Origin of the sequence: Bombella pluederhausensis (genome assembly GCF_026385525.1) — a bacterium.
Lineage (GTDB): Bacteria > Pseudomonadota > Alphaproteobacteria > Acetobacterales > Acetobacteraceae > Bombella > Bombella pluederhausensis.
In genome coordinates, this window is the sequence record NZ_JANIDY010000003.1 from 61,617 (window position 1) to 84,856 (window position 23,240).

A 23,240-nucleotide genomic window follows, 5' to 3' on the forward strand; every position below is an offset into this window, starting at 1 on the left:
TACCCGGCTTTCTGAAAATGTACCCCAGCTTACTCACAGTGTGTACAACTCCAGAAGACTAGCTGAATCAGGGACTCCAGGATGTTATCCTTCTTTTTCCACAACGAACCTGTGTACAATCCCCTTTTTATAAGGGGGTACGGTACCGTCCCCAGTACTCGGTACCTCCTCTGACCCTGACCGTACAATCCCCATGTACCCCAGTACAAACATCTTTCATCCCAAAGCTGACGGAAATAGTTGCATGATGCAGAAACAGACATCTGATTTTTCTCAGGAAATCGCCGATATTGTCGTGATAGGCACGGGGGCAGGTGGTGCTCCTCTGACGGCAAAACTGGCTATGGCAGGCCGGAAAGTTGTGGCTCTGGAGGCGGGTCCGGCGTTTGATGCCCGATCCCATACGCCAGATGAACCGGCAGCGCAGGAACTATACTGGCTGCATGAACGGCTCTCAGCTGGTGGTACGCCACAGGCTTTTGGTGGGAATAATAGTGGCACGGGCATAGGAGGATCGCTCCTTCATTACGGCGCTTTCCTTCCCCGGATGGATGCACGTGATTACCGTTTGTACAGCGAAAGCGGAAAAGGTGTGGATTGGCCTTTTGGGGCTGAAGAACTTCAGCCTTATGTGGAGGAGGTAGAGCGTTTTATCGGCGTGAGTGGCCCTGCCCATTATCCATGGGATGCGAACCGTCATTACGCCTATCCGCCATTAGCGCCCAATATGGCGGCCCTGAAGATGCGTCAGGCTTGTGAAAATGTCGGGCTGCGTCATGCTGATGGTCCTGTGGCCGTCATTACCAGGGACCATGATCAGCCTCATTTCGGGCATCGAGAACGCTGCGTGAATTGTGGGGCCTGTCATCAGGGGTGCCGGAATGGGGCTAAGTCAGGCGTGGACAATACCTATCTGCCTCTGGCCTGCGCTCATGGGGCCGAATTGCGCCCCGGCTGTATGGCAACAGGGTTCGAACGGGACAGTCAGGGACGGATCACAGCAGTTATCTATATTCGCAATGGTCGGGAAGAACGGCAGAAATGTCGTGCTGTCGTGCTGTCTGCCGGTGCTGTGGAAACGGCCCGCCTGTTGCTGAATAACAATCTGGCCAATAGTTCCGGGCAGGTAGGGCGTAATTATATGACGCACGTTTCCACGCAGGTCTGGGGTGTGTTTGATGAAGAAGTCCGGCCGAATAAGGGATATCCGTCTCTGACCATTTCTGAAGACATGGTGCGCCCTAAAGATGCAGATTTTGCCGGGGGGTATTTGCTTCAGTCTCTGGGGATGATGCCTCTGACATGGGCGGCTAATCTCGTCCGGGCGGATGGCCGACGTGGTGAGGCACTGAGTCGGACGCTGGCTGCCTATAACTATAGCGCTGGTATTGGCATGCATGGTGAGACGCTTCCACGGGATGAAAATCGTGTGACGTTGTCTGATGAGAAAGATGCCTTTGGCCTGCCCAAGCCACGGATTGACCATACATACGGCCCGAATGAAGACGCCATGCACCGTCATGCTTCCCGCCTGATGGTGAAGATGTGGGAGTCCATTGGGGCAAAGGATATTCGTGTCATTAGCCGTGCAGCACATATGATCGGTACGTGCCGGATGGGAACTGATGCGGGATCGGCCGTGGTTAATCCGTATGGCCGGAGTTTCGATATTGAAAATCTGTGGATCAGCGATCATTCCACCTTTCCCAGCTCCGGGGCGGCTAATCCGGCCCTGACAATTATGGCGCTATCTCTGAGGACAGCCGATGCCATGCTGAAGGTGGTCTGAAGGGTCTTTTTCATCCCCTCTGACCCGGCAGGCTGCTTGACAGTGAGGTCGTCTTTCACCTAGGAAGAAAGCCGACCTCATGGCGGCGGCGTCCTGTTGTGCCTGCCGGGTCATCTCCTTCGCATCGGAAGGCAGTTCTGCCAGTTTTCTTCAGGGTGACGGTTTTGCTGTTCCTGATGGCTGGTTTGCTCATGGCGTATGTGCCACATGGCCGTACGGGTACCCAGCCCATAAACTGGCCTTCCGTTCATCCCGATCCTTATCCCCGCCGGGGCATATCAAGGCGCATAGTTTCATGCATCTCGCCGAACTGAAGAAGAAATCTCCTGCTGATCTGCTGGCTTTTGCTGAAGAATTGGAGGTTGAAAACGCATCATCTCTGCGTAAGCAGGACATGATGTTTGCCATCCTCAAGAGCCTCGCTGAACGTGACCAGGCAATCTATGGTGAAGGCACACTCGAAATTCTGCCGGATGGTTTTGGCTTTCTTCGCAGCCCGGAAGCCAACTACCTGCCAGGCCCGGATGACATCTACGTTTCCCCTGCTCAGGTACGGCGCTTTGCGCTCCGCCCCGGTGATACGGTGGAAGGTGAGATTCGTGCTCCGCGGGATGGAGAGCGGTATTTTGCGCTTCAGAAGGTTAATACCATCAATTTTGAGGCGCCAGAGCAGGTCCGGACCCGCATCAATTTTGATAACCTGACCCCTCTTTTCCCTGAGCGCCGCCTCCGTATGGAGACCGAGCCGAAAGGGGATGCAGCGCCTGCCCCGGCTCCGGCCAAGGGCAAAGGGCGGGATCGTAAGGATCAGAAAGATTATACGTCCCGTGTGATTGATCTGGTCTCTCCCATTGGGATGGGCCAGCGTGCCCTGATCGTGGCCCCGCCGAGAACAGGTAAGACGGTGATGCTTCAGAGCATTGCAGCGTCTATTTCTGCCAACCATCCTGATGTGTTCCTGATCGTTCTGCTGATTGATGAACGGCCTGAGGAAGTGACGGATATGGCCCGGTCTGTCCGGGGTGAAGTGGTTTCCTCCACCTTCGATGAACCAGCCCATCGTCATGTTCAGGTGACGGAAATGGTGCTGGAAAAGGCCAAGCGTCTCGTTGAGCATAAGCGTGACGTGGTTATTCTGCTGGATTCCATTACGCGTCTGGCCCGTGCTTACAATACGGTCGTGCCGTCATCCGGTAAGGTGCTGACGGGTGGTGTGGATGCGAATGCCCTTCAGCGGCCGAAGCGTTTCTTCGGTGCGGCGCGTAACATTGAAGAAGGTGGCTCCCTGACCATCATTGCCACGGCCCTGATTGATACGGGCTCCCGCATGGATGAAGTTATCTTCGAAGAATTCAAGGGCACGGGTAACTCCGAACTGATGCTGGATCGCAAGCTGGCTGATAAACGGACCTTCCCGGCCATCGATATCACCAAGTCCGGCACTCGTAAGGAGGAGCTGCTGGTGGATCGGGCGTCTCTCTCCAAGATGTGGGTCCTGCGCCGTATCCTTGCCCCGATGGGAACGATGGATGCCATGGACTTCCTGCTGGACAAGCTGCGCTACAGCAAGACCAATCAGGACTTCTTCGATGCGATGAATAACTGAGCAACAGACTAATTTGTTGTTCATAAAGGAAAAGGCAGGGCCATATGTTATGGCCCTGCCTTTTCTGTAAGTAAGGTCTATGCCAGACCATCAGCCATGGGGGATCAGAAGGTGCAGGAAACTTGCCACCAGAATGATGGTAAGAGTGCCCATTCCCCAAAGGCTTAGAAACCACGCTAGACGTTTGGAGAAGGAGGCGGGCACCTTCTTCTCATCGTATGTGGTGAACTTAGTGATATCCATCGGCTTTTGTGACCTTTCCACGGAAAAGATAGTAGGAGTAGATCGAATATCCCGTGATGATGGGGAGCAGGATGACTGTCCCGACAAGCTGGAAAAGCTGGCTGGGAACGGGAGATGCCACATCCCACAGGGTCAGGGTCGGTGGTACGGCATAGGGCCAGATGGTAATGGCCAGACCAACCAGGCTGAGCAGGAACCACCCGATGGTACACAGGAAAGGCGTGATGGCGTGTTCCTTGTCCAGGGTTCGCCACATCAGGAAACCGGCCAGCGCCACGAGCAGAGGAACAGGCAGGCCGAACAGGATGTTCGGGAAGGCAATCCAGTGATGGAGATAGGGCGCATGAAGAAACGGCGTCCAACAGCTCACAGCAATGATGCAGAGAAGCATCAGAATGGATAATCTCTTGGACCAGCGGCGACATTGTGCTTCCAGTTCATCGGATGTGCGCCAGACGAGCCAGGTCGTGCCAAGAAGTGCATAGCCGATGACAACGGACAGGCCACAAAGAACGCTGAACGGTGTCAGCCAATCCATGGCTCCCCCGGCAAAGGCACCATTGCTTGTATGCACCCCCTGAACATACCCGCCAAGAATGCAGCCCTGACAGAAAGCAGCAAGTGTGGACCCTGCCATAAAGCCCGTGTTCCAGAAGGCCCGATGGTTGGGTGAGTGCGCCATGATGCGGAACTCAAACGCAACACCACGGAAGATCAAAGCCCCCAGCATGATGATGATGGGGATATAGAAGGCAGGCAGCAGCGTGCTGTAAGCACCGGGGAAAACACCGAACAGGGTTGCTCCGCCCAGAACCATCCATGTTTCATTACCATCCCATACGGGGGCAATCGTGTTGATCATGATGTCACGATGCTCTGGCTTTTTCTCGAAAGCAAAAAGCATGCCAATTCCCAGATCAAAGCCATCAAGGATGACGTAGACCGAAATGGCCAGAATGACGATGAACGCCCAGATGAAGGGAAGATAGAATGCAAGGCCGGACATATTATGACGCATCCTTGTTCTGAGAGACCGTATGATGATGGCTACCGAGGATCATGATGTCATCGCTGGCGTTATCGGCAGCCTCTGGGGCGGCCCGCAGCAGGCGGATGAGCATCAAGAGGCCAGAGCCGAAAACAAAGAGATAGACCGCAACAAAAAACAGCATGGAGAAAGACAGGCTGGAGAGTGCCAGCGGTGAGGCGCTGTCTTTCGTGCGGAGCAGGCCATAGACTGTCCATGGCTGCCGCCCGACTTCTGTCGTAACCCAGCCACAGAGCAAAGCCAGAAACCCAGCCGGTGCCATGGCGAGTATCACCCGCAGAAAGAGCGGATGGTCGAACAGGCGCTGCCGGCGCCGCAGCCAGAGTGACCAGAGGCCGCAGAGCAGCATAAGCCCCCCTAGGGCAATCATGATGCGGAAGGAAAAGAACACGATTGGCGCAGGAGCCCGTTGGTCTGCCGGATAGTCCTTCAGGCCGGGAACCTTGCCATTGATGTCATGGGTCAGGATGAAGGAGCCCAGCAGCGGAATCCCTATGGCGTAATCCGTATGTTCTGTCTTCATGTTCGGGATGCCGAACAAGAGTTCAGGGGCTCGTGTTTCACTTGTCCAGTCGCCTTCCATGGCGGCAATTTTGGCAGGCTGATATTTCAGGGTGTTCAGCCCATGCATGTCGCCCGCTATGATCTGGAGAGGGGCTGTGACGACAATCATCCAGAGGGACAGAGAGAACATGAGGCGGATCGTACTGTCTGCCTGCGTGCCATTCTTTCTGGCCTTGAGCAGATGCCATGCACCTGCGGCCGCCACCGTGAAGGCCACCGAAAGCATGGCAGCCAGCCCCATATGGGTGATGCGGTAGGGAAAGGATGGATTGAAGATGATGGCCAGCCAGTCATGGGGTAGGAAATGGCCTGTCTTTGGGTCAATGACATAGCCTTGTGGGGTTTGCATCCATGAGTTGGATGCAAGGATCCATGTCATGGAGATCAGCGTCCCCGTGGTGACGGCACAGGTTGCAAAGTAATGCATTCTGCGACCGACACGGTTCAGTCCGAACAGCATGACGCCAAGGAAGCCAGCCTCCATAAAAAAGGCCGTCATGACCTCATAGGAGAGCAGCACGCCCGTGATGGGCCCTGCCTTGGCAGAGAAGCCCGCCCAGTTGGTGCCGAACTCGTAGGCCATCACGATGCCAGAGACGACCCCCATGCCGAAGACGATGGAGAAGACTTTCAACCAGTATTTAAAGAGATTCAAATAACGGTCATCATTCGTTTTTAGCCACATGCCTTCAAGAAAGGTGAGGAAAACGGATAGACCGATTGAAAATGCTGGAAATATTATATGTACGCCAACGGTGAAGGCGAATTGTATTCGCGCGATTGTTAGAGGTAAATCATGGCCATGAACCATAAATAATCATTCCTTTTCGTTGGAATAGGAAGAAATTGACGTTCGCTTATTATTGAGGTTGGTGAGGTCTCAATAATTGATTTTGTTTTTCGTCTTATAAATATTTCTTAAGCAACGGGTTATACCCGCCATTTTCTGGCCTGTTCAGGCCTGTGGCAGGTGACAAAGACAGGTCATCACATTTCTGTAAGATCATGTGATGACCAGCTTGAGCAATAAGGTAAGGCTGGATGATCCCGTGTTTCAGGAACCAGATGCTTCCTGTTCCAGCTCCAGTAGGAAGGCTTTACTCTCCGCGCCTTCAAACCCGCTGTAATCGCCACAGCCTTTACCGTGAGAGGGCAGGACACGGTGACAGGGAATAAGAATGAGCAGCGGATTGCGAGCCACGGCCTGACCAATGGATTGTGGACTGCCGCCAACAGTTTTGGCCAGCTCACCATAGGTCCGGGTCTGGCCATGCGGGATGGTACGCAGGGCGGCCCAGACACGTTCCTGATAGGCCGTTCCGCAGAGCATCAGGGGAATGGACTGAAAATCAACGGCCTCGCCATCGAAATAGTCCTGCATCATGTCCCGCACTTTCAGCAGGAGCGGGGTCTCGCTCTGGTCCCGTCCCCAGCCTTCATCAAGGGAGACGATCTGCCCGTCTTCTTCGCTGAGGGTCAGGGTGCCGAGAGGAGAATGAAAAGAAAGCTGTGGCATGAAAATCAGGCTGCCTGTTTTGTAAGAGAGCGTCAATTCTTTCTTTGGGACGCTGCTTTTCCCCTATGAGTGCTGTATGAAGGGCGGCATGACATCATCATCCAGCACATCAACACATACGATTTTTGCGTTGGCCACTGGCCCCGTGCAGGGGGCGATTGCCGTCATGCGTGTGAGCGGGCCAAAGAGTGCCGATTTGCTGAAAGCTCTGTGCGGCACATTGCCAGCGCCCCGTCATGCCAGCTTGCGGGCTCTGAAACATGATGGTGACGTGCTGGATCATGCGCTCATTCTCTGGCTGCCGGGGCCACGGTCCTATACGGGAGAAGACAGTTTCGAGCTGCATCTTCATGCCGGTCCGGCCATTGTGGAGGCTGTCGCTCAGGCGCTTGTGTCGCTTGGTGCCCGTCCTGCCGAACCGGGTGAGTTCACCCGTCGGGCCGTGCAGGCGGGGCGGATGGATCTGTTGCAGGCCGAGGCCATAGCGGATCTGATTGAAGCCGATACGCAGGCCCAGCGTCATCAGGCTCTGCGTCAGGCTGATGGAGCGTTGAGTCAGCTTTATATGGGCTGGGCTTCCCGGTTACGGCAGATACTGGCCCAGCAGGAGGCCCTGATCGATTTTCCGGATGAGGAGCTCCCGCCAGAGGTGGAGGAAGCCCTTCTGGGGGATTGTCGGGCTCTGGGAAATGAGATGCAGGATCACCTTGCTGATGAGCGGGGCGAGATTGTCCGTGATGGCCTGAAGATCGTTCTGGCGGGTGCTCCGAATGTTGGCAAATCCAGCCTGCTGAATGCGCTGAGCGGGCAGGATGCTGCCATCGTCACGCAGAAGGCGGGCACCACACGGGACGCCATTGCTGTAGACTGGATGATTGAAGGCATTCGTGTCCGGTTGATTGATACGGCAGGCGTACGGGAGACGGATGATGAGATTGAGGCGGAAGGCATTCGCCGGACCATGCGGCACGTTCAGGACGCAGACCTGCTTTTTCATCTTGTCGGGCCGGATGATGAGACGCCTTTGTTGGCGGACCACGCCATAAAGCTGCGGACAAAGACGGACCTTGCCCCGGCACGGGAAGGTGAGCTTGGCATCCATACGAAAGATGAGGCCGGGTTAGCGCCCTTAAAGGCGTGGCTGAAAGCTCATCTGGCCCGTTTCATGGCTCAGCGTGGGACTCCACCTCTGACCCGTGCCCGTCATCGGGCCGGGTTAAAGGAGGCGCAGGACCATCTGGCCCGTGCGCTGGACGCTTCATGGCCAGAGGTTCGTGGTGAGGAGCTGCGGCTGGCCATGCAGGCCCTTGGGCGCCTGACGGGCCATGTCGATGTGGAAGCCCTGCTTGATACGATTTTCGGCCAGTTCTGTATAGGAAAGTGACGCTGCTTCAATGAGTACATCACCTGCACAAATCTATGATGTCATCGTGGTGGGAGGCGGTCATGCCGGAACGGAGGCCGCTGCCGCTGCGGCCCGTTTCGGGGCACGGACCCTGCTGCTGACGCACAAGCTGGAGACTGTGGGCAGCATGTCCTGCAATCCGGCCATTGGCGGTATTGGCAAGGGCCATCTCGTGCGGGAGATTGATGCGTTTGATGGCCTCATGGGCAGGGCGGCCGACCGTGCGGGGATTCACTTTAAACTACTGAACCGTTCCAAAGGGCCAGCGGTGCATGGGCCTCGGGCGCAGGCAGATCGCTCGCTCTACCGGGCGGCCATTCAGGAGCTTCTGGCGGCCACGCCTAACCTGACCATGATGGCGGGTGCCGTGGGTGACCTGATTGTCGAGCAGGGTCATGTCCGGGGTGTGGTCTGCGAGGATGGCCGCCGTTTCTCCGCCGGGGCTGTCGTGCTGACGAGTGGAACCTTCCTGAGGGGGACGATCCATACCGGGCGGGTCAGTCAGCCCGCCGGGCGGATTGGTGATGCGCCTGCCACACAGCTGGGAGAACGGCTGGAAGCTCTGGGGCTGAAAATGGGCCGGTTGAAAACAGGCACCCCGCCCCGTCTGGCCCGTGACAGCATCGACTGGGAAGCCCTGCCTGCTGATGAAGGCGATGCCGAGCCAGAAGCCTTCAGTATGCTGACGACTTCCCTGCCCAATAAGCAGATCGTCTGCCGCATCACGCAGACAACGCCGCAGACGCATAAGATCATTGAGGAGAACCTGCATCTCTCTGCCATGTATGGTGGGGAGATCACCGGGCGGGGGCCCCGCTACTGCCCGTCCATTGAGGACAAGATCGTCCGCTTTGCCGGGCGGGACAGTCATCAGGTGTTTCTGGAGCCGGAGGCCCTGCCGGGTAATCCGGGTGGGGAGCTCGTCTATCCCAACGGTATCAGCACCTCCCTGCCCGCTGATGTGCAGGCGCAGATGATTGCTTCCATGCCGGGGTTGGAGACAGCTCGCATTGTCACCCCCGGCTATGCCGTGGAATATGATTATGTTGACCCACGGGAACTACGTTCATCTCTGGAACTGCGGGCCCTGCCCGGCCTGTATCTCGCCGGGCAGATCAATGGGACGACTGGTTATGAGGAAGCGGGTGCGCAGGGCCTTCTGGCCGGGCTGAACGCCGCCCGAGCCGTGGGAGGTAAGGAACCTCTGACGCTGGGGCGGGAGGAATCCTACCTTGGCGTGCTGATTGATGACCTGACCCTGCATGGTATCAGCGAACCCTATCGCATGTTCACCTCACGGGCGGAATATCGTCTTCTGCTGCGGGCGGATAACGCCGATCTGCGTCTGACACCCAAGGCTATTGAAGCCGGATGTGTCGGACCGGAGCGTGAGGCGGCGTTCCGTGACACGGTGCGGCAGATTGATGAGGCGATGGAAGAAGCCCGGAAACCGGCCTTTCTGCCTCAGCATCTGCGGGAGCATGGCATTGAGGTCTCGCAGGATGGGCGGCGGCGCAGCCTTCTGGATGTGTTGGCCACGCAGGCGGATGAGGCCCAGATTGCCAGTCTTGCCCCGTGGTTTGCGGCGCTGCCGGTCCGTGTCGGGCGGCATGTGCAGACAGAGGCCCGCTATGGTGGCTATCTCCGCAGGCAGGAGCGGGAAATCCAGCAGCTGAAAAGCGAAGCCTCCCTGCGTCTGCCGGATGATCTGGATTATGGGGCAATCGGCGGGCTGAGTCAGGAAATGCAGGAGCGTCTGAGTGCTGCCCGTCCTGCTGATTTTGCCGCTGCCGGACGGGTAAGAGGCGTAACTCCGGCAGCCCTCATTGCCCTGCTTGCTTATGTCAGGAGCCGTACATGACGATAGATGTTTCACATGAAACAGAAGAAAAGCTAGCCCATTTTGCCAGCCTTCTGACCCGGTGGAATGAGAAGATCAATCTGGTGAGCCCGAAGGATATTGTGCATCTCCGGCAGCGCCATATTGAGGATAGTCTTCAGCTTGTCCCGCAGGTGAAGGCCGGTGCCCGGATTACGGACCTTGGTTCTGGTGGGGGCTTCCCCGGTGTGATCGTGGCAATTGCAACAGGGAATCCCGTTACGCTGATTGAGTCCGATCAGCGCAAATGTGCTTTTCTGCGGGAAGCCGCACGGGAATGCGGGGCACAGGTTACTGTGCTGGCCAGGCGGATTGAACAGGCTGATGTAGCGCCCGCAGATATCGTAACAGCCCGTGCGTTGGCTCCCTTGCCCCAGCTTCTCGACTGGGCCCGCCCCTTGTTGAAGGAAGATGGCTATTGCCTGTTCCTCAAGGGAAGAAAAGCGTCAGATGAGTTGACCAGTGCCCGCTCTGACTGGCACATGACATATGAAACTTTCCCAAGTCGAACAGACCCTGATGGGGTCCTTCTCAGGATCAGTGATTTCAGACGTGTCTAAAGCTACTTCACATACACCGCATATTATCGCCATTGCCAACCAGAAGGGTGGTGTCGGTAAGACGACCACCAGCCTGAATCTGGCGGCGGCTCTGGCACAGCGCAAGCGTGTCCTGCTGGTGGACCTCGACCCGCAGGGCAATGCCTCTACTGGCCTTGGGCTGGATTATGACGAGCGTGGCCGTGGCACTTATGGCGCCTTGCTGGAAGATGCCCCTGCCGAGACGCTGCTGCGGCCCAGCGTTGTGCCAAAGCTGGATGTCATGCCCGCCAATGGTGATCTGGCCGGTGCGGAGCTGGAGATGATCGATCAGGATCGGCGGGAATACCGGCTGCGGGACGCTCTGCAACCGTTGCTAAACCGTTATGATATTATCCTGATTGACTGCCCGCCCAGCCTTGGGCTGCTGACACTCAATGCCCTTGTCGTGGCCCAGAGCGTTCTGGTGCCGCTGCAATGCGAGTTCTTTGCTCTGGAAGGGATCAGCCAGTTGGTCCGGTCCATCGAGCGGGTGCGTCTGGCCTTCAATGCGGACCTGCATCTGGAAGGGATCGTGCTGACCATGTTCGATACCCGCAACAATCTTTCGGCTCTGGTAGCGGAAGATGCACGGGGCTTCTTTGGCGATCAGGTCTTCAAGACGATGATTCCCCGTAACATCCGTATTTCCGAGGCGCAGAGCCATGGCCGCCCTGTCATGGATTATGCCCGTACGTCCACCGGAGCACAGGCTTATGAGGCTCTGGGGGCTGAATTGCTGAAACGGCTGAAGAAGAAAGGCTGAGCGTCATGGCAAAGAAGGCATCACCGTCATCACGCAGGCTTGGCCGGGGGCTGGCGGCCCTGCTGGGGGATCAGGCGCCTAATCTGGCTCGTGCTGGTGCGCCGCAGGGCGAGGCTCAGGCCCCTTCCCAGCCGGGAAGTCTGGGCGTGGACCTTCTTGCCCCTAGCCCTTTCCAGCCACGGCGGGATATGAACGAGGAGCGCCTTGCCGAGCTGGCAGATTCTATCCGGTCCCGTGGAGTTATCCAGCCCATTCTGGTCCGGCCAGACCCGGAGAAGAAAGGGCGGTATCAGATCATCGCTGGTGAACGCCGCTGGCGGGCTTCGCAGAAAGCGGGGCTGCATGAAGTGCCGGTCTATATCCGCCAGCTTGATGATACGGATGCCATGGCGGCCGCAATGGTAGAAAATCTTCAGCGTTCGGATCTAAATCCGGTGGAAGAAGCCATGGGGCTGCAACGGCTCATTCAGGATTACAGCCTGACGCAGGAGGAGCTAGCGGGGGCGATCGGGAAATCCCGGTCTCACATCACCAACACCATGCGCCTGCTGAATCTGCCGGAGCCCGTTCTGGCCCAGTTGCGTGATGGCGTGCTGAGCGCTGGCCATGCTCGTGCCCTTCTGGGTCACCCGGACCCGGTGGAAGGTATGGCTGTGGTGCTGGAAAAGGGACTGAATGTTCGCCAGACGGAAGATCTTGTCGCACGTTTGAACAAGGCTGCCAGTGAGGATAAAGCGGCGGCGACAGCCCCTGCCCCGGAAATTACCCGGCTTGAAGAAGATTTGTCTGCCCATTTTGGCCTGAAAACGCAGATACGCTTCAATGGCAAAAGTGGTTCGCTGAAGATTAATTATTCATCTCTGGAGCAGTTTGAGGCTTTGATGGCCCGTCTGACCGGTCAGCGCTGATTTTTTTGATAAAATGTTTAAAATCCCCTTGTCAGGTCAGATAAGGGCTGTTAGAAGACCATCCATCGGTTACCGATTGTGGGCACATAGCTCAGTTGGTAGAGCAGCTGACTCTTAATCAGCGGGTCCTAGGTTCGAGCCCTAGTGTGCCCACCACAATCAGCCGATCTTCCGAAAAAAATAAGACGTGCTTTTCTGGTCGTTGGTAGCAGGCAACCTGTTCCCGTAGGAAAGCATATGATACCGTTTCTTCTCAAAACAGCTTTGTCTGCCTTGCTTGTGGCTTCCATCGCAACAGTGGCCCGAAGGCTGCCCGCCTTGGGTGCGCTTATTGCGTCTTTGCCGCTTGTGTCCGTTTTGGGGATGGTGTTTCTCTGGGCGGAAAAGCCGGATCGTGAGCTGATGGCCGTACATAGCGAGGCGACCTTTTGGTATGTCCTGCCTTCCCTGCCGATGTTTCTGCTCATTCCTGTTCTGCTACGGCGTGGCTGGCCATTCTGGGGTAGTCTGGTAGCCGGCTGCGTGGTGACGGTTCTGCTGTATCTGGCTGTAGTCTGGTGCGCCAGAAGGTATGGGGTGGCGTTGTAAGGGGAAATCACCTCTAGATAATTTGATTGTTCTGTTATTGACTTTCTATTAATTTACTTGGAGTAAATAATTTTTCTTTCTCTGGAAGGTCGCAAGATGAAGAATAATAACCCATTCAACTACTATATAAATGCACTGAAGAACTATGTGACCTTTCGTGGAAGGGCAACGCGTCCTGAATATTGGTTCTTCTTCCTTTTTAATGTGATTATCACCATCATTCTGTCGGTATTTGATGGCTTCATGCAAACAGATGTTTCGGGAAAGGTGTACTCCCTTCTTGTCTGTCTTCCAGGTCTGGCCGTGGCTGTGAGGCGTCTGCATGACACTGACCGTTCTGGCTGGTGGATTCTTGTGCCGTTTGCAAATATCGTTTTCCTGTGTCTGAAAGGCACCGAAGGTGAGAATAGGTTTGGTCCTCAGTCGGACTGAAACCAGACAATAACGGGGCTGCCCCGATGAATGATAGCCGACAGAGAGCAGGTCTGTCGGCTGTTTTTATGGCAGGTATATATAGTGGAGATGTTCAGAGGGCATAGGGTGCCTGAATTATAAAAAACTGTCATATGTTAAGTATATAGGTTTTATTTCTGATAATAGTTTAAAAAACTATATTAATATTTTCCTTAAATATGTAGTCCTCCCAGACAGGCTGGCTTCCGTTACGGATGTTCTAATGGTTATCGGAGATGATAATGTGGAACAGTTTAATATAGGCGGAATGGCCATGGGGCTGTTATGGACAGGCAAGACAGAGTAGGATGACAGCGTCAGAAAAGATGAGAGTGCTATGCGTGTAAGCGAGTTCGAGCCTCGGCCAGTCGCAGGGCGGCATCAGCCGGTGATAGCTTTGGTCGGGTGTGATGGAAGTGGGAAGTCCACCGTAGGGACGGCCCTGCTGGCGTTGTTGCAGGCAGAGCGGCCGACTGCGTTCTGTCATCTGGGTAAGCAGGCCGGTAATCTGGGGCGTATGCTCGCACCTCTCCCTGTTATCGGCCCCTATGTGACGGGTAGATCCAAAAAAGAAAGCAACAGGGTGCGCTCTGGCAAGCCGGCAAGTGCAGCAGCGGCTGTGTTGGGCTTTGTGCTCTCCATGCGCCGGGTGCTGCGTTATAGCATTATGCGGTATCGGCATGAGCGGGGCATGACCATTCTGACAGATCGTTACCCGCAGAATAGTGTTCCCGGCCCCATGGATGGCCCTACTCTGGCCAGCCTGAATCGTGATGGTGCTGTGTTCCGGCTATTCAGCCGGGTGGAGCGGGCGCTTTATGCACGTATGTCCCGTTTTCGGCCTGATGTTGTCATACGGCTCAATGTTGATCTCGAAACAGCTATACGCCGCAAGCCGGATCATGTTCCTTTCAAGCTTGCTCGTAAGATTGAAGACCTTTCCAGAATTGATTTTGATGGTGCGCCCGTTGTTGAGATCGATGCAACGGAGCCTTTGATTCAGGTACTGGAGCAGGCAGAAGAAGCAGTCCGTAAGGTACTGGCCTTCTATCCCCGGTCCGGCCAGCCGTCTGTAGAGTCTCATGAAGCGGGTCGGACGGGCCGTGCAGGCAAGTTGGTATCGCTCGTTGGGTGTGATGGTTCCGGTAAATCAAGCATCAGTCAGTATCTGGTGCAGCATTTTTCAGAAACTCGCCCAACTGTGTATGGCTATTTGGGTCTCGGTTCTGGGGATCTGGGGCGGCGGATTGGTGCTCTGCCCTTCATTGGTCCAGCATTAGAAAAGAAGTTGAACCGAAAGGCCAAGAAAGCCCGGACAAAAGGGGAAAAGCTGCCCGGTATGATGACGGGCCTCGTTTTGTTCGCCTTCTCTTTAGTACGGATGAAGCGTTTTCTGCGGGTCAGACGGGCTGTCGAGAAAGGTTTTCTGGTCGTGACAGATCGCTACCCGCAGGTAGAAATTCCTGGCCAGTGTGATGGTCCCGGCCTGTCTGCTGCTTATAGCCGTAATCCGTTGATCTGTTTTCTGGCATGGCTGGAACGCCGTATCTATCATGGGATTGTGGAGTTCAAGCCTGATCTGGTCATTCGGCTGAATGTTGATGCGGATACGGCCCATAGCCGCAAACCGGATCACGATTTGGAGGCTTTGAAGGTCAAGGCGGAGCTGATGCCGAAGCTAGACTTCAACCATGCTCCTCTGGTTGAGGTTGATGCTCGTCAGTCCTATGAGGCTGTGCAGCAGGAAATCATGACGATCCTGAAAGAACGTGGGATTGTCTGACGGGACCCGGACCCAGTGTCTGGTCCCGTCTTGCCTCATCTAGCGGGGGCTGCGTGCGAGGAAGGCACGGATGCGCTGGGGAATCCCCTGCGGGGACTGGAAGCGGTCACGATGATAGTCCTGTGAGCCATCCAGCTTCTTTTCAATCAGCCCATCATGGAAATCACCCATCATCCCGTTGATCGTGGCGAGATATTCGGAAAGCTGGTTTAGAGCCTGTGATGGCCTGATAGTGCGTAATGTATCATTGAAGGCCACACGCCGACTGATGATCTTGCGCATGGTATGGAATTCATGGCCTGTTGTGGCGTTGAGGGTGCGGATAAGCTTTGCCAGTTTGGCATTTTCTTTCTTCTGGTAAGCAATGACCCCGGCAACGTCATCTTCTTTCCAGAGTGTGAGAGGCGTTGAAATGAGCCAGTAATAGGCTGGGGACAGAACAACCCACAGGATAAGACCATTCATCAGCGTTGCACGACGCTGATGGTTTTTAAAGGCATCCTGCATATTGCCCATGACGATGGTCACAACATGCAACAATAGCGGGTAACGGTGCTGTTTGGTGAAGTTGGCACAGGCAAAACGCATATGCTTGAACTTGGCCCGGGCATATTTAAAGGCCAACTGTTCATCTTTATTGGCATTACCTGAGAGTGCAATCTTAAGAATCAGACGGCGGAAAGCCTTGCGGTCAACGCCACGTTCCAGAAGCTGCCAGCAGAGGTTATAACCATTTCTTATTTCTGCAGCGTCACAGATGGGTAGGACATCATCTGGCAGGGGCGTATCAGGATGTGGGACATCATCAAGCAGGATATGCTCAAAGACAGTATCAAGAGCATCTTGAGGAAAAGCCGGCGTATTGCGGTGGCTGGTAGCAGGCTTGAAAGGGAAAAAGGGCAAAGTCTTATCCTGGAAGGCAGTTACCGGGTAAGGTCAGGCACTCTGACGTGTTTCACGCTCATGGGGCAGGATGATCCTGTTGCGGCGTAGATAGGTGATGCCCATCATGGCGAACATGATCAGAGTAGCAAAGAATATACCCAGAGCATAGGCGAGCCCAGCGCCATTCAGGCCATAATGATGGCCCATATAGATGAGCAAAGGTACATAAAGCGTTACAGCACAGAGCTGGGCTAACATGATGTAGTGGGAACGCCCCGCTGTGTAGAGGACACCTTCCATCGGGAGCCCGGCGGTGAAGAAGACCAGTGAGGGGGACATCCACATCATCAGGGTTGCAGCATCACCAAAGCGGTGGCCGAACATGCTGATGACAGGCTTGCCCCCGATATAAACAACCAGCATAGCCACCAGCCCCAGAGCCCCGGAAAGGATGCTGGTTCGTAGGGCAAGCTTCCACGGTGCGGATGTCCGTGGGTTCATGAGGACAACTTCAGGATAGTAGCTTTTCTCAAGCAGTTTGGCTGGTCGTTGCACAGCATCCAGAAACTCCATCGCCAGAGAATAAAGACCTGCCGCCGATGTACTGACGATCTTCCCCACGAGCAGCTTGCTGATGGGCTCCCAGACTGTTTCCAGAATGGTGGTGATGCTGGCTGTCCAGACAAAGCTCCACATGCCTTTGGGCATTTGCCGTGCGGCCTTGAAGATGCTGGGACGCAGGCCCTTCAGTAGGTCATGGCGCTTTAGTTCCAAGAGAGCCGTAGTCCAGAGATAGAGCTGCCCAGCGAGGAGAGCGAGATACCAGGCGATGACGAAGCCTGTCAGTTTGGTACCACTGACCCAGGCCAGCAAGCAGCCTACGGCCCGGACTGTCGGGGTGATGAGTTGCTGGCGGGAGACGAGGTCTATGCGGTCGAACAGGCGGAGTATGCCATAAGCGGCCGTACTCCCCAGACCGGGGATGAGTGTGCAGTAGATCAGTACGAGAAGGGTGTGCTGGTCATGAATGCCGAGCAGCCTGCCGAAGAACAGAAAGGCCAGCATGCCGAATAGCATGGAGAGCAGACCTGCGCAGATATCCAGCCCTATGGCGAGACTGATGCTGGTCTGAACTGTGTGGCGTTCGCCTTTCTGCCAGGGGACGGCGGCATAATGCAGGACAATCTGCCAGCTCTGGAACTGCCCGATAGCTGCAATGGTTTCAATATAGGACGCAATCAGGGTCAAGACGCCGAAATCATGCGGGCGTAATGTCCGCCCGGTGCTGACCAGGGCAATCAGCCCGACCGCCGCACCGATCAGCTTGGTGGAGCCAAGCTTGCCAGCATTCTTCAGGATGACACGAAAGAGGTCATCGCCCAGCCAGCTTTTCATTCTGTTGGCCCGTGAAAATCAGGAAGTTCATTGACGGTAACAACCCGCCAGTGTCCAGCAATATGCTCCACGATGCTCAGAGAGAGATTTTGAATACAGAAGCGCAGGGCCGTATCAACAGGAATATCCAGACAGTGCGAGAGAGCCATGCGAATGGCACCGCCATGGCTGAGCACGACCATATCTTGCCCTGCCCTCTCTTGGGCAAACTGCTCCAGCGCCCGGCCAATACGCTGGCGGACATCCTGCATGCTTTCCCCCTCTGGAGGGCGTTCATCCGCAGCGATGGACCAGAAAGGGGGTACGGGCTTTTTCAGCAGGGATGGGAACGTGTCGTGAGGGGTGCCGTTCCATTGCCCTATGGATTGTTCCGCAAAGGCTGGTTCAATTTCCAGAGGAATGGAGAAGTTTCCGGCTTTCTGAATGGTCAGGCCTGTTTTTCGTGCCCGTTGCAAGGGGGAGGACAGCCATGCAGCATCACGGGGCAGCCGCCGGGCCAGAGCCCGGTAGGCGGCTTTCTGGCTGGTGAGATGGTCGGGGCAGAGAGGGACATCCAGCGTACCATACATGGTCTGCCGTGCGGTGTGTTCAACAATGGCATGGCGCACCAGCCAGAAGCGCGTTACCCCACGGGGAAGTTCCGGTCCGTCCAGAAAATGTTCCTGGGGGTCTGGCTTGGCAGGGTGCGGCACAAAAAGAAACCTCTCAAACAGGTCAGCGGGCTTCAGGGGCCCATTAAGTAAAAACTAATAGAATGATCGAGGCGACATGATAAGGGCGGATGGCATGGAAAGAAACCGTGCCTCAGCCAGAAGTTGTATAAAAAGCTGGATAAGCCAACCTCAGGGGAGGCATGAGACTTTGCGTCCTGGCGGAGTTCATGGCAGTGGAGGAATCTGGTAGGGGAATGACCATGGGTTATGGTGAAGGAACGCAGGCATGAAACTTTCGGCTGGTCTGGTCAGTATGGCCGCTTTGGGCAGGATGGCGTCTCTAGCTAGGGTGTTTCGTATCATCTGGCCACGGAGTACCAATGATGTCTTCGTGCTGGATGGTAAATGGGTGATCTGGTTCCACGTATTCATCGTGTTTTTGCTTCTTGCTATTCATTTCAAGCTGGCTGGAATGGATAATTTCTGATTAGCGCCGCCGTGTGATGATACAGGCGAGGAGATAGAGGCCAACACCGCCCAGACTGATCCAGAAGGGCAGCGGAATATTGCTGTACCATGAGAGGATGAGCCCGCCCCATGAGAGCAGCAGAGCGCCCAGAACGGAGCAGATAATGCCTCGGAGTGGGGAAAGCCCTAATTTCAGAGAGGCAGAGGCTGGGCCGATCATGAGACTGAAACAGAGCAGCGCCCCAGCGATCTCGGCGCAGGCCGCAGAGGCCAGAGCGGCCAGCAGGAGGAAAAGCTGCCCTAGCCGTGCGGATGAGAGGCCCTGAGCCTCGGCCAGACTGGGGCTCAGGCTGATGAACAGCAGTGGTCGCCAGAGAAGGGCCAGTGCAGCCAGACAGATGGCGACCAGCCCGGCCAGAAGACCCAGTGTTGGCCTGTCCAGCCCCAGCACGTCCCCAAAGAGGAGGGTCGTTGCTTGAGAGGAGGCTTCATTGGCTTCATGCAGGCACCAGACGCCAATACCCAGACTGGCGGTGAGGATCAGTCCCGTCATCGTATCCCGTTGGGCGGGATGCCCTCTGCCCCGCTTTTCCTGCCCCATGAAAAGGCCGCCGATCATGCTGGCAGTCATCATGCCTGTTAAAGGTGGGAGATGAAGCCAGACAGCCGCTGCCGCTCCGCTGAAGCCAATATGAGGCAGGGCGTGAGCGGCGAAAGCCTGTCGCCGCAACAGCATAAGCCAGCCCAGACTACCCGCCAGCAGAGACACCAGGAAACAGCCCAGAAAGGCATTCTGCATGAAGGGGAAGGTAAACAGTTCCGGCTCAGACATGTAGCCCCCCGCCTTGGAGTGTGATCTCCCGCACGGGCATGGGGAGGCTATCTGTGTTCAGCGGGCCATGCGCCGTTATGAACAGGTTCATCCCTTTTTTCTGATGGAGCCGGGCAAAGAGCTGGAGCAGGGCCTCATGGCCCTTATGGTCCAGTGCGGCAAAGGGTTCATCAAGGATGAGCAGGTCGGGGGAATTGGCAAGAGCCTGTGCCAGTGCCACACGTTGTCTTTCCCCGCCGGAAAGCACGCCAAGCGGACGTTCTGCCAGCGGCAGGGCCTCCACTTCGGAGAGGAGGGCTTCTGCCTGCCGGCGTGTTCTGCCGGGATAGGGAAAGCCCCAGCATGTTCCTTTCAGGCAGGCCATGACATGGCTGATGACGGGCAGCATGGGAGCGGTCTCATCGGCCCGCTGTGGCATGTAGCCGCAGTGATGTCGGGCTTCTGTGGGGGGAAGGCCATTGATGAGAAGTGTCCCTCCCTGCATGGGAAGCAGGCCGATCAGAGCACGGAGAAAGCATGTCTTCCCGGCGCCATTCCGGCCTCGCAGGATGGTCAGTCCCTTCAGGGGCAGGTCCAGCGAAGCGTGGTTCAGGATGGAATGCTGCCCGACCTGAAAGGTGACATCGTGGCAGGCAAGGAGGGCCTCCGTCACGGTGTGGTCTGTGCTGGTGTGCCGTGAGGGGCTGTCTGCTTCAGAGCACCTTCCAGTTCTGTGATGAGCTGGTTCAGCCAGTCCTGCCAGTGTATCCCGGCAGGAAGACTTTCCCCGATGGATATGACGGGAATACCTGCCTGATGTGCCAGTGTCTCGACTGTCTGGGCCTGTGGTGCACTGATGGCCGGGTTACGGACCAGAAAGCGGATGGCTTTCTGTTTGATGGCCGTTTCCAGCATGGCGGTGTCATAGGGGGAAAGACCGGACTCATTCATCAGGGCTCTGGCCCAGTTCTGGTCTGTCATCTCCAGCCCGGCGGCTAGAAGGAGGCGCTCCCCGGCAGGTTCTGTCATGGCAAAAGGAGCGCCATGATCTGTCTGACTGATGGCATCCAGACGGCCGGAAATCTGGTCTATCCGTGTTTCAAACTGGGCAAGACGTTTCTCAATGTCCTGTTTTGCCTGTGGCCTGACCTCAGAGAGCCACGCAGCAATCTGTTCGGCTGTCTTTCTCACCGTGGGGAGGTCGAAAAAAAGATGCGGGTCTGCCCCGGCCAGCCAGCCCGCATAGTCAGCTGCTAGAAAAAGCTTCATTTTGGTGGGAAGCAGCTTCACGGCCCAGTCATCATAGGTGGCACCATTGAGCAGTACGGCGTCACTCGTGGCCAGTTGGCGTGCCATGAGCGGCGAAGGCTGGAGATGGTGCGGGTCCATTCCTTCACTGGTGATGAGGGCGTGCGTCCGCAGTTCCGGGCCGCCGATCTGTTGGGCAATGTCGCACCATACGGGTTCCACGCAGCTCAGCAGCGGGGCTGGGTGATCCTGATGCTCCTGTTCTGTCCCGGCATGGGCTGGATGAGGCATAAGCCCCGTCATCAATGTCAGAAGGAGTGACAGGCAGGCGAAGGAACGCATTGTGAACATGGAAGCCTTTCAGGCCGTGAGCGGAAGGAATGTTATATAATAACATTTCATTTGCCTGAAAAGGAACGTCCTTATTTCCCCACGGTAGAGGTGATCTGCCATGGAAGGGATAGTCGCTGGTGAATGACTGACATATGCTGTTACCGTTCTTTAAGTACTCATAGGGTGTTGGCACCATGGCTGAAGCACTGTCAGACAAAACGCACGACCTTCGCCGGGTCGATATTTCCCCTGATTATTGGTACCCCATCGCATGGTCCGAGGACCTCAAGGCAGGGAAAGCCATTGGTCGTAATTTCAGTGGTCAGCCTATTGTGCTGGTCCGCCCCAAAAGGGGGCCGGTCTATGCGCTGGAAGATAAATGCGCTCATCGGCAGGTCCCCCTCAGTGAAGGTGTTGTTGAAGGCGGAACCATTAAATGCGGTTATCACGGATGGGCCTATAGCCGGAAAGGGGATTGTGAAGACATTCCCTATCTGGGCAAGGATGAGAACCAGAAGCGCATTCCCAACTGTGTCCGTCCCTATCCCTGTATTGAAACAGGCGGGATGATCTTCATTTTTCCCGGTGATCCTCAGAAGGCCCGGACAACCCAGCTACCGGAATTGGCGCAGGTGGGGAACAGGGCCTTCAAGACACGGCGTTTCAACCCATCCGTGAAATGCCATTACACCTTCATGCATGAGAACCTGATGGACATGAATCATCAGTTCCTGCACCGGCGGCAGATGGGAAAGATCAAGGCTCGCTATCTGGGTGGCGATCAGGGCGATGGGTATGTCGAGGCCCGTTACAGTTTTGCCCGTGTGGGGAGCGAAGGCCAGCCTCTGGCTGAACGTCTGATCTTCGGAAAGCATAAATACGACCCCAGCAAGCCCCAGCCGGTCGAGGAGGTTGTGACCATCCGCACCTCATACCCGTATCAGAGCCTGCATATTCACGATAAGGATGGTGACCTCATCATGCAGCTTTTTGCTGTCTATGTGCCGGATAGTGGTGATGGGCAGAGCTGCCAGACCTTCGGGCTGCTCTCCGTCCTGCGGCCTAAGACGCCCTTCCTGTTAGACCTCATCTGGCCAGTTCTGGGTGTGTTCACAAACCGCATCTTCCATGAAGACAAAGACATCGTGGAGATGGAGCAGAAAGCATGGAACGAACAGGGTGGAGACCGGAATATCGAGGTCTTCCCCATCGTCAAGAAATTGCGGCATCTGCTGCGGTCTGGTGGTGTCCCCCATAAGGAAACGCCTCTGGAGAAGGCCGCTCAGCACGCCTGACAGAAATGGAGAGGTGCGCCTTTATTGGCGGCCTCTCCTCTACCTTATTTGTAGCCGAAAAGGTGACGGAGGTCGTCACTCAGATGCTGGAAGGCATCTTCATTGCTGCGCCGCCGCCTGTTGCCCTTCTCGGAGATGACCGTGACCGTTGCGGTCATACCTGCAGCAAGATTGAGGTCAGGCGGAATGGTATCCAGAGCGATGCGGACAGGAATACGCTGGGCCAGCCGCACCCATGTATAAACAGGGTCCACCATCGGCAGGCCAAGGGTATTTGTCAGGGCGTTTTTGCTGGCAATGCCACGGGTGATGCTGTCAACATGCCCATAAAGTGGCGTGTGATAGCCCATCAGGTCCATGCGGACAGGGTCACCAATGCTGAGGTCATGGACCTTCACTTCCTCAAAATAACCATCCACCCAGAATGAGCTGGTGTCGATGATATGGATGTTCACCTGCCCGGCGGAGGCATAGTCTCCCGGCCTCATGGTCAGGTTGGTGACGATGCCATCAATGGAGCTGCGGACGGTCGTGCGGTCCAGATTGATCTGGGCCTGCCTGCGCTGGGCCAGCATCGTGCTGTAGATGGCCCGGGCCTGTTGGGCCAGAGCCTCATATTGAGTCTTTTCTTCCTGCGAGACGGCAGCGCCCGGAATGGCATGGCGCCAGCGGGCCTGATTCAGGCGGAATTCAAGGTCTGCCTTGGCTTTGTTGACATCTGCATCAGCTTTCTCAAGAGCGACCTGATAGTCGAACGGATCGATGACATAGAGCACGTCCCCTTTATGGACCTGCTGATTATCATGCACCGGCACGGTGATGATCTGGCCAGACACACGGGGGGCAATATTGGCGACCTGCACACGGACCTGCCCGTTACGGGTCCATGGGGCGGCGGTGTAATAATCCCAGAGCACGACCGCCACAAACCCGGCCACGCAGAGGATGGAGGCCGTGACGGAAAAGCGTATGAGGCGGTAGGCTCGTGTAAACACCGGGTATCTCTGGCTTTCAGGTAACGGCTGC

Annotated in this window: 23 protein-coding genes and 1 tRNA gene; 13 read left to right on the forward strand and 11 right to left on the reverse strand. The window is 56.0% G+C overall.

Annotated elements, in window-relative coordinates; translation table 11 throughout:
* Positions 1–244 precede the first annotated feature (244 nt).
* Complete coding sequence (locus tag NQF86_RS06705) at positions 245–1,789, forward strand: GMC family oxidoreductase (RefSeq protein WP_266116867.1); 1,545 nt, start codon at positions 245–247, stop codon at positions 1,787–1,789.
* 295 nt (positions 1,790–2,084) lie between these two features.
* Positions 2,085–3,395 (forward strand): transcription termination factor Rho, encoded by a 1,311-nt coding sequence (rho, locus tag NQF86_RS06710; protein ID WP_266117045.1) that lies wholly within the window; start codon positions 2,085–2,087, stop codon positions 3,393–3,395.
* 90 nt (positions 3,396–3,485) lie between these two features.
* Here rho and NQF86_RS06715 read toward each other — a convergent pair whose 3' ends face one another.
* The 4 genes from NQF86_RS06715 to NQF86_RS06730 all read right to left on the reverse strand — a co-directional run bounded on the left by NQF86_RS06715 (position 3,486) and on the right by NQF86_RS06730 (position 6,766).
* Complete coding sequence (locus NQF86_RS06715) at positions 3,486–3,638, reverse strand: hypothetical protein (protein ID WP_266116868.1); 153 nt, start codon at positions 3,636–3,638, stop codon at positions 3,486–3,488.
* Positions 3,625–4,644 (reverse strand): cytochrome d ubiquinol oxidase subunit II, encoded by a 1,020-nt coding sequence (cydB, locus tag NQF86_RS06720; RefSeq protein ID WP_266116870.1) that lies wholly within the window; start codon positions 4,642–4,644, stop codon positions 3,625–3,627. Before cydB ends, NQF86_RS06715 begins: the two co-directional genes overlap by 14 nt.
* 1 nt (position 4,645) lies before the next feature.
* The gene (locus NQF86_RS06725) at positions 4,646–6,061 is read right to left on the reverse strand and encodes a cytochrome ubiquinol oxidase subunit I (RefSeq protein WP_266116871.1); all 1,416 of its coding nucleotides are present in this window, start codon (positions 6,059–6,061) and stop codon (positions 4,646–4,648) included.
* A gap of 243 nt (positions 6,062–6,304) precedes the next feature.
* Positions 6,305–6,766 carry a methylated-DNA--[protein]-cysteine S-methyltransferase gene (locus NQF86_RS06730; RefSeq protein ID WP_266116872.1) on the reverse strand — a complete coding sequence of 154 codons (462 nt, stop codon included), beginning with the start codon at positions 6,764–6,766 and terminating at the stop codon, positions 6,305–6,307.
* 88 nt (positions 6,767–6,854) lie between these two features.
* Between NQF86_RS06730 and mnmE the strand changes: the two genes are divergently transcribed.
* The 9 genes from mnmE to NQF86_RS06775 all read left to right on the forward strand — a co-directional run bounded on the left by mnmE (position 6,855) and on the right by NQF86_RS06775 (position 15,126).
* Positions 6,855–8,150 (forward strand): tRNA uridine-5-carboxymethylaminomethyl(34) synthesis GTPase MnmE, encoded by a 1,296-nt coding sequence (gene mnmE / locus NQF86_RS06735; RefSeq protein ID WP_266116873.1) that lies wholly within the window; start codon positions 6,855–6,857, stop codon positions 8,148–8,150.
* A gap of 10 nt (positions 8,151–8,160) precedes the next feature.
* Positions 8,161–10,032 (forward strand): tRNA uridine-5-carboxymethylaminomethyl(34) synthesis enzyme MnmG, encoded by a 1,872-nt coding sequence (mnmG, locus tag NQF86_RS06740; RefSeq protein ID WP_266116874.1) that lies wholly within the window; start codon positions 8,161–8,163, stop codon positions 10,030–10,032.
* Complete coding sequence (gene rsmG, locus NQF86_RS06745; RefSeq protein WP_266116875.1) at positions 10,029–10,610, forward strand: 16S rRNA (guanine(527)-N(7))-methyltransferase RsmG; 582 nt, start codon at positions 10,029–10,031, stop codon at positions 10,608–10,610. Before mnmG ends, rsmG begins: the two co-directional genes overlap by 4 nt.
* Positions 10,570–11,394 (forward strand): ParA family protein, encoded by an 825-nt coding sequence (locus NQF86_RS06750; protein ID WP_266116876.1) that lies wholly within the window; start codon positions 10,570–10,572, stop codon positions 11,392–11,394. The genes rsmG and NQF86_RS06750 overlap by 41 nt, the downstream gene beginning before the upstream one ends.
* 5 nt (positions 11,395–11,399) lie before the next feature.
* Complete coding sequence (locus NQF86_RS06755) at positions 11,400–12,302, forward strand: ParB/RepB/Spo0J family partition protein (RefSeq protein ID WP_266116877.1); 903 nt, start codon at positions 11,400–11,402, stop codon at positions 12,300–12,302.
* Between the two features lie 80 nt (positions 12,303–12,382).
* A tRNA-Lys gene (locus NQF86_RS06760) sits at positions 12,383–12,458 on the forward strand.
* Between the two features lie 81 nt (positions 12,459–12,539).
* Positions 12,540–12,890: a DUF3147 family protein gene (locus NQF86_RS06765; RefSeq protein ID WP_323670750.1), complete on the forward strand. Its 351-nt coding sequence runs from the start codon at positions 12,540–12,542 to the stop codon at positions 12,888–12,890.
* Positions 12,891–12,986: 96 nt separating this feature from the next.
* Positions 12,987–13,322 carry a DUF805 domain-containing protein gene (locus NQF86_RS06770; protein ID WP_266116879.1) on the forward strand — a complete coding sequence of 112 codons (336 nt, stop codon included), beginning with the start codon at positions 12,987–12,989 and terminating at the stop codon, positions 13,320–13,322.
* A gap of 358 nt (positions 13,323–13,680) precedes the next feature.
* The gene (locus NQF86_RS06775; RefSeq protein WP_266116880.1) at positions 13,681–15,126 is read left to right on the forward strand and encodes a nucleoside/nucleotide kinase family protein; all 1,446 of its coding nucleotides are present in this window, start codon (positions 13,681–13,683) and stop codon (positions 15,124–15,126) included.
* A 39-nt stretch (positions 15,127–15,165) separates the two neighbouring features.
* On the opposite strand, the gene NQF86_RS06780 is transcribed toward NQF86_RS06775, so the two are convergent.
* Genes NQF86_RS06780 through NQF86_RS06790 form a run of 3 tightly spaced genes read right to left on the reverse strand, consistent with a single transcriptional unit; the run spans position 15,166 to position 18,098 of the window.
* A complete protein-coding gene (locus NQF86_RS06780; protein ID WP_266116881.1) occupies positions 15,166–16,029 on the reverse strand; it encodes a hypothetical protein in 864 nt (287 codons plus the stop codon).
* A gap of 33 nt (positions 16,030–16,062) precedes the next feature.
* Positions 16,063–17,406 (reverse strand): lipopolysaccharide biosynthesis protein, encoded by a 1,344-nt coding sequence (locus NQF86_RS06785; protein ID WP_266116882.1) that lies wholly within the window; start codon positions 17,404–17,406, stop codon positions 16,063–16,065.
* On the reverse strand, positions 17,403–18,098 hold the full coding sequence (locus NQF86_RS06790; RefSeq protein ID WP_266116883.1) for a histidine phosphatase family protein: 696 nt from the start codon (positions 18,096–18,098) through the stop codon (positions 17,403–17,405). The genes NQF86_RS06785 and NQF86_RS06790 overlap by 4 nt, the downstream gene beginning before the upstream one ends.
* A 247-nt stretch (positions 18,099–18,345) precedes the next feature.
* Here NQF86_RS06790 and NQF86_RS06795 point away from each other — a divergent pair, with 247 nt between their 5' ends.
* On the forward strand, positions 18,346–18,546 hold the full coding sequence (locus NQF86_RS06795) for a hypothetical protein (RefSeq protein ID WP_266116884.1): 201 nt from the start codon (positions 18,346–18,348) through the stop codon (positions 18,544–18,546).
* On the opposite strand, the gene NQF86_RS06800 is transcribed toward NQF86_RS06795, so the two are convergent.
* From NQF86_RS06800 to NQF86_RS06810, 3 genes are read right to left on the reverse strand one after another with little or no spacing between them, the layout of a single operon-like run.
* Positions 18,547–19,359 carry a metal ABC transporter permease gene (locus NQF86_RS06800; protein WP_266116885.1) on the reverse strand — a complete coding sequence of 271 codons (813 nt, stop codon included), beginning with the start codon at positions 19,357–19,359 and terminating at the stop codon, positions 18,547–18,549. It abuts the gene before it with no gap.
* A complete protein-coding gene (locus NQF86_RS06805; RefSeq protein WP_266116886.1) occupies positions 19,352–20,011 on the reverse strand; it encodes a metal ABC transporter ATP-binding protein in 660 nt (219 codons plus the stop codon). The genes NQF86_RS06800 and NQF86_RS06805 overlap by 8 nt, the downstream gene beginning before the upstream one ends.
* On the reverse strand, positions 20,008–20,937 hold the full coding sequence (locus NQF86_RS06810; RefSeq protein ID WP_266116887.1) for a metal ABC transporter solute-binding protein, Zn/Mn family: 930 nt from the start codon (positions 20,935–20,937) through the stop codon (positions 20,008–20,010). Before NQF86_RS06810 ends, NQF86_RS06805 begins: the two co-directional genes overlap by 4 nt.
* 176 nt (positions 20,938–21,113) lie before the next feature.
* Here NQF86_RS06810 and NQF86_RS06815 point away from each other — a divergent pair, with 176 nt between their 5' ends.
* The gene (locus NQF86_RS06815; RefSeq protein ID WP_266116888.1) at positions 21,114–22,214 is read left to right on the forward strand and encodes a Rieske 2Fe-2S domain-containing protein; all 1,101 of its coding nucleotides are present in this window, start codon (positions 21,114–21,116) and stop codon (positions 22,212–22,214) included.
* A 44-nt stretch (positions 22,215–22,258) separates the two neighbouring features.
* Here NQF86_RS06815 and NQF86_RS06820 read toward each other — a convergent pair whose 3' ends face one another.
* Positions 22,259–23,209 carry an efflux RND transporter periplasmic adaptor subunit gene (locus NQF86_RS06820; protein WP_266116889.1) on the reverse strand — a complete coding sequence of 317 codons (951 nt, stop codon included), beginning with the start codon at positions 23,207–23,209 and terminating at the stop codon, positions 22,259–22,261.
* Between the last annotated feature and the right edge of the window lie 31 nt (positions 23,210–23,240).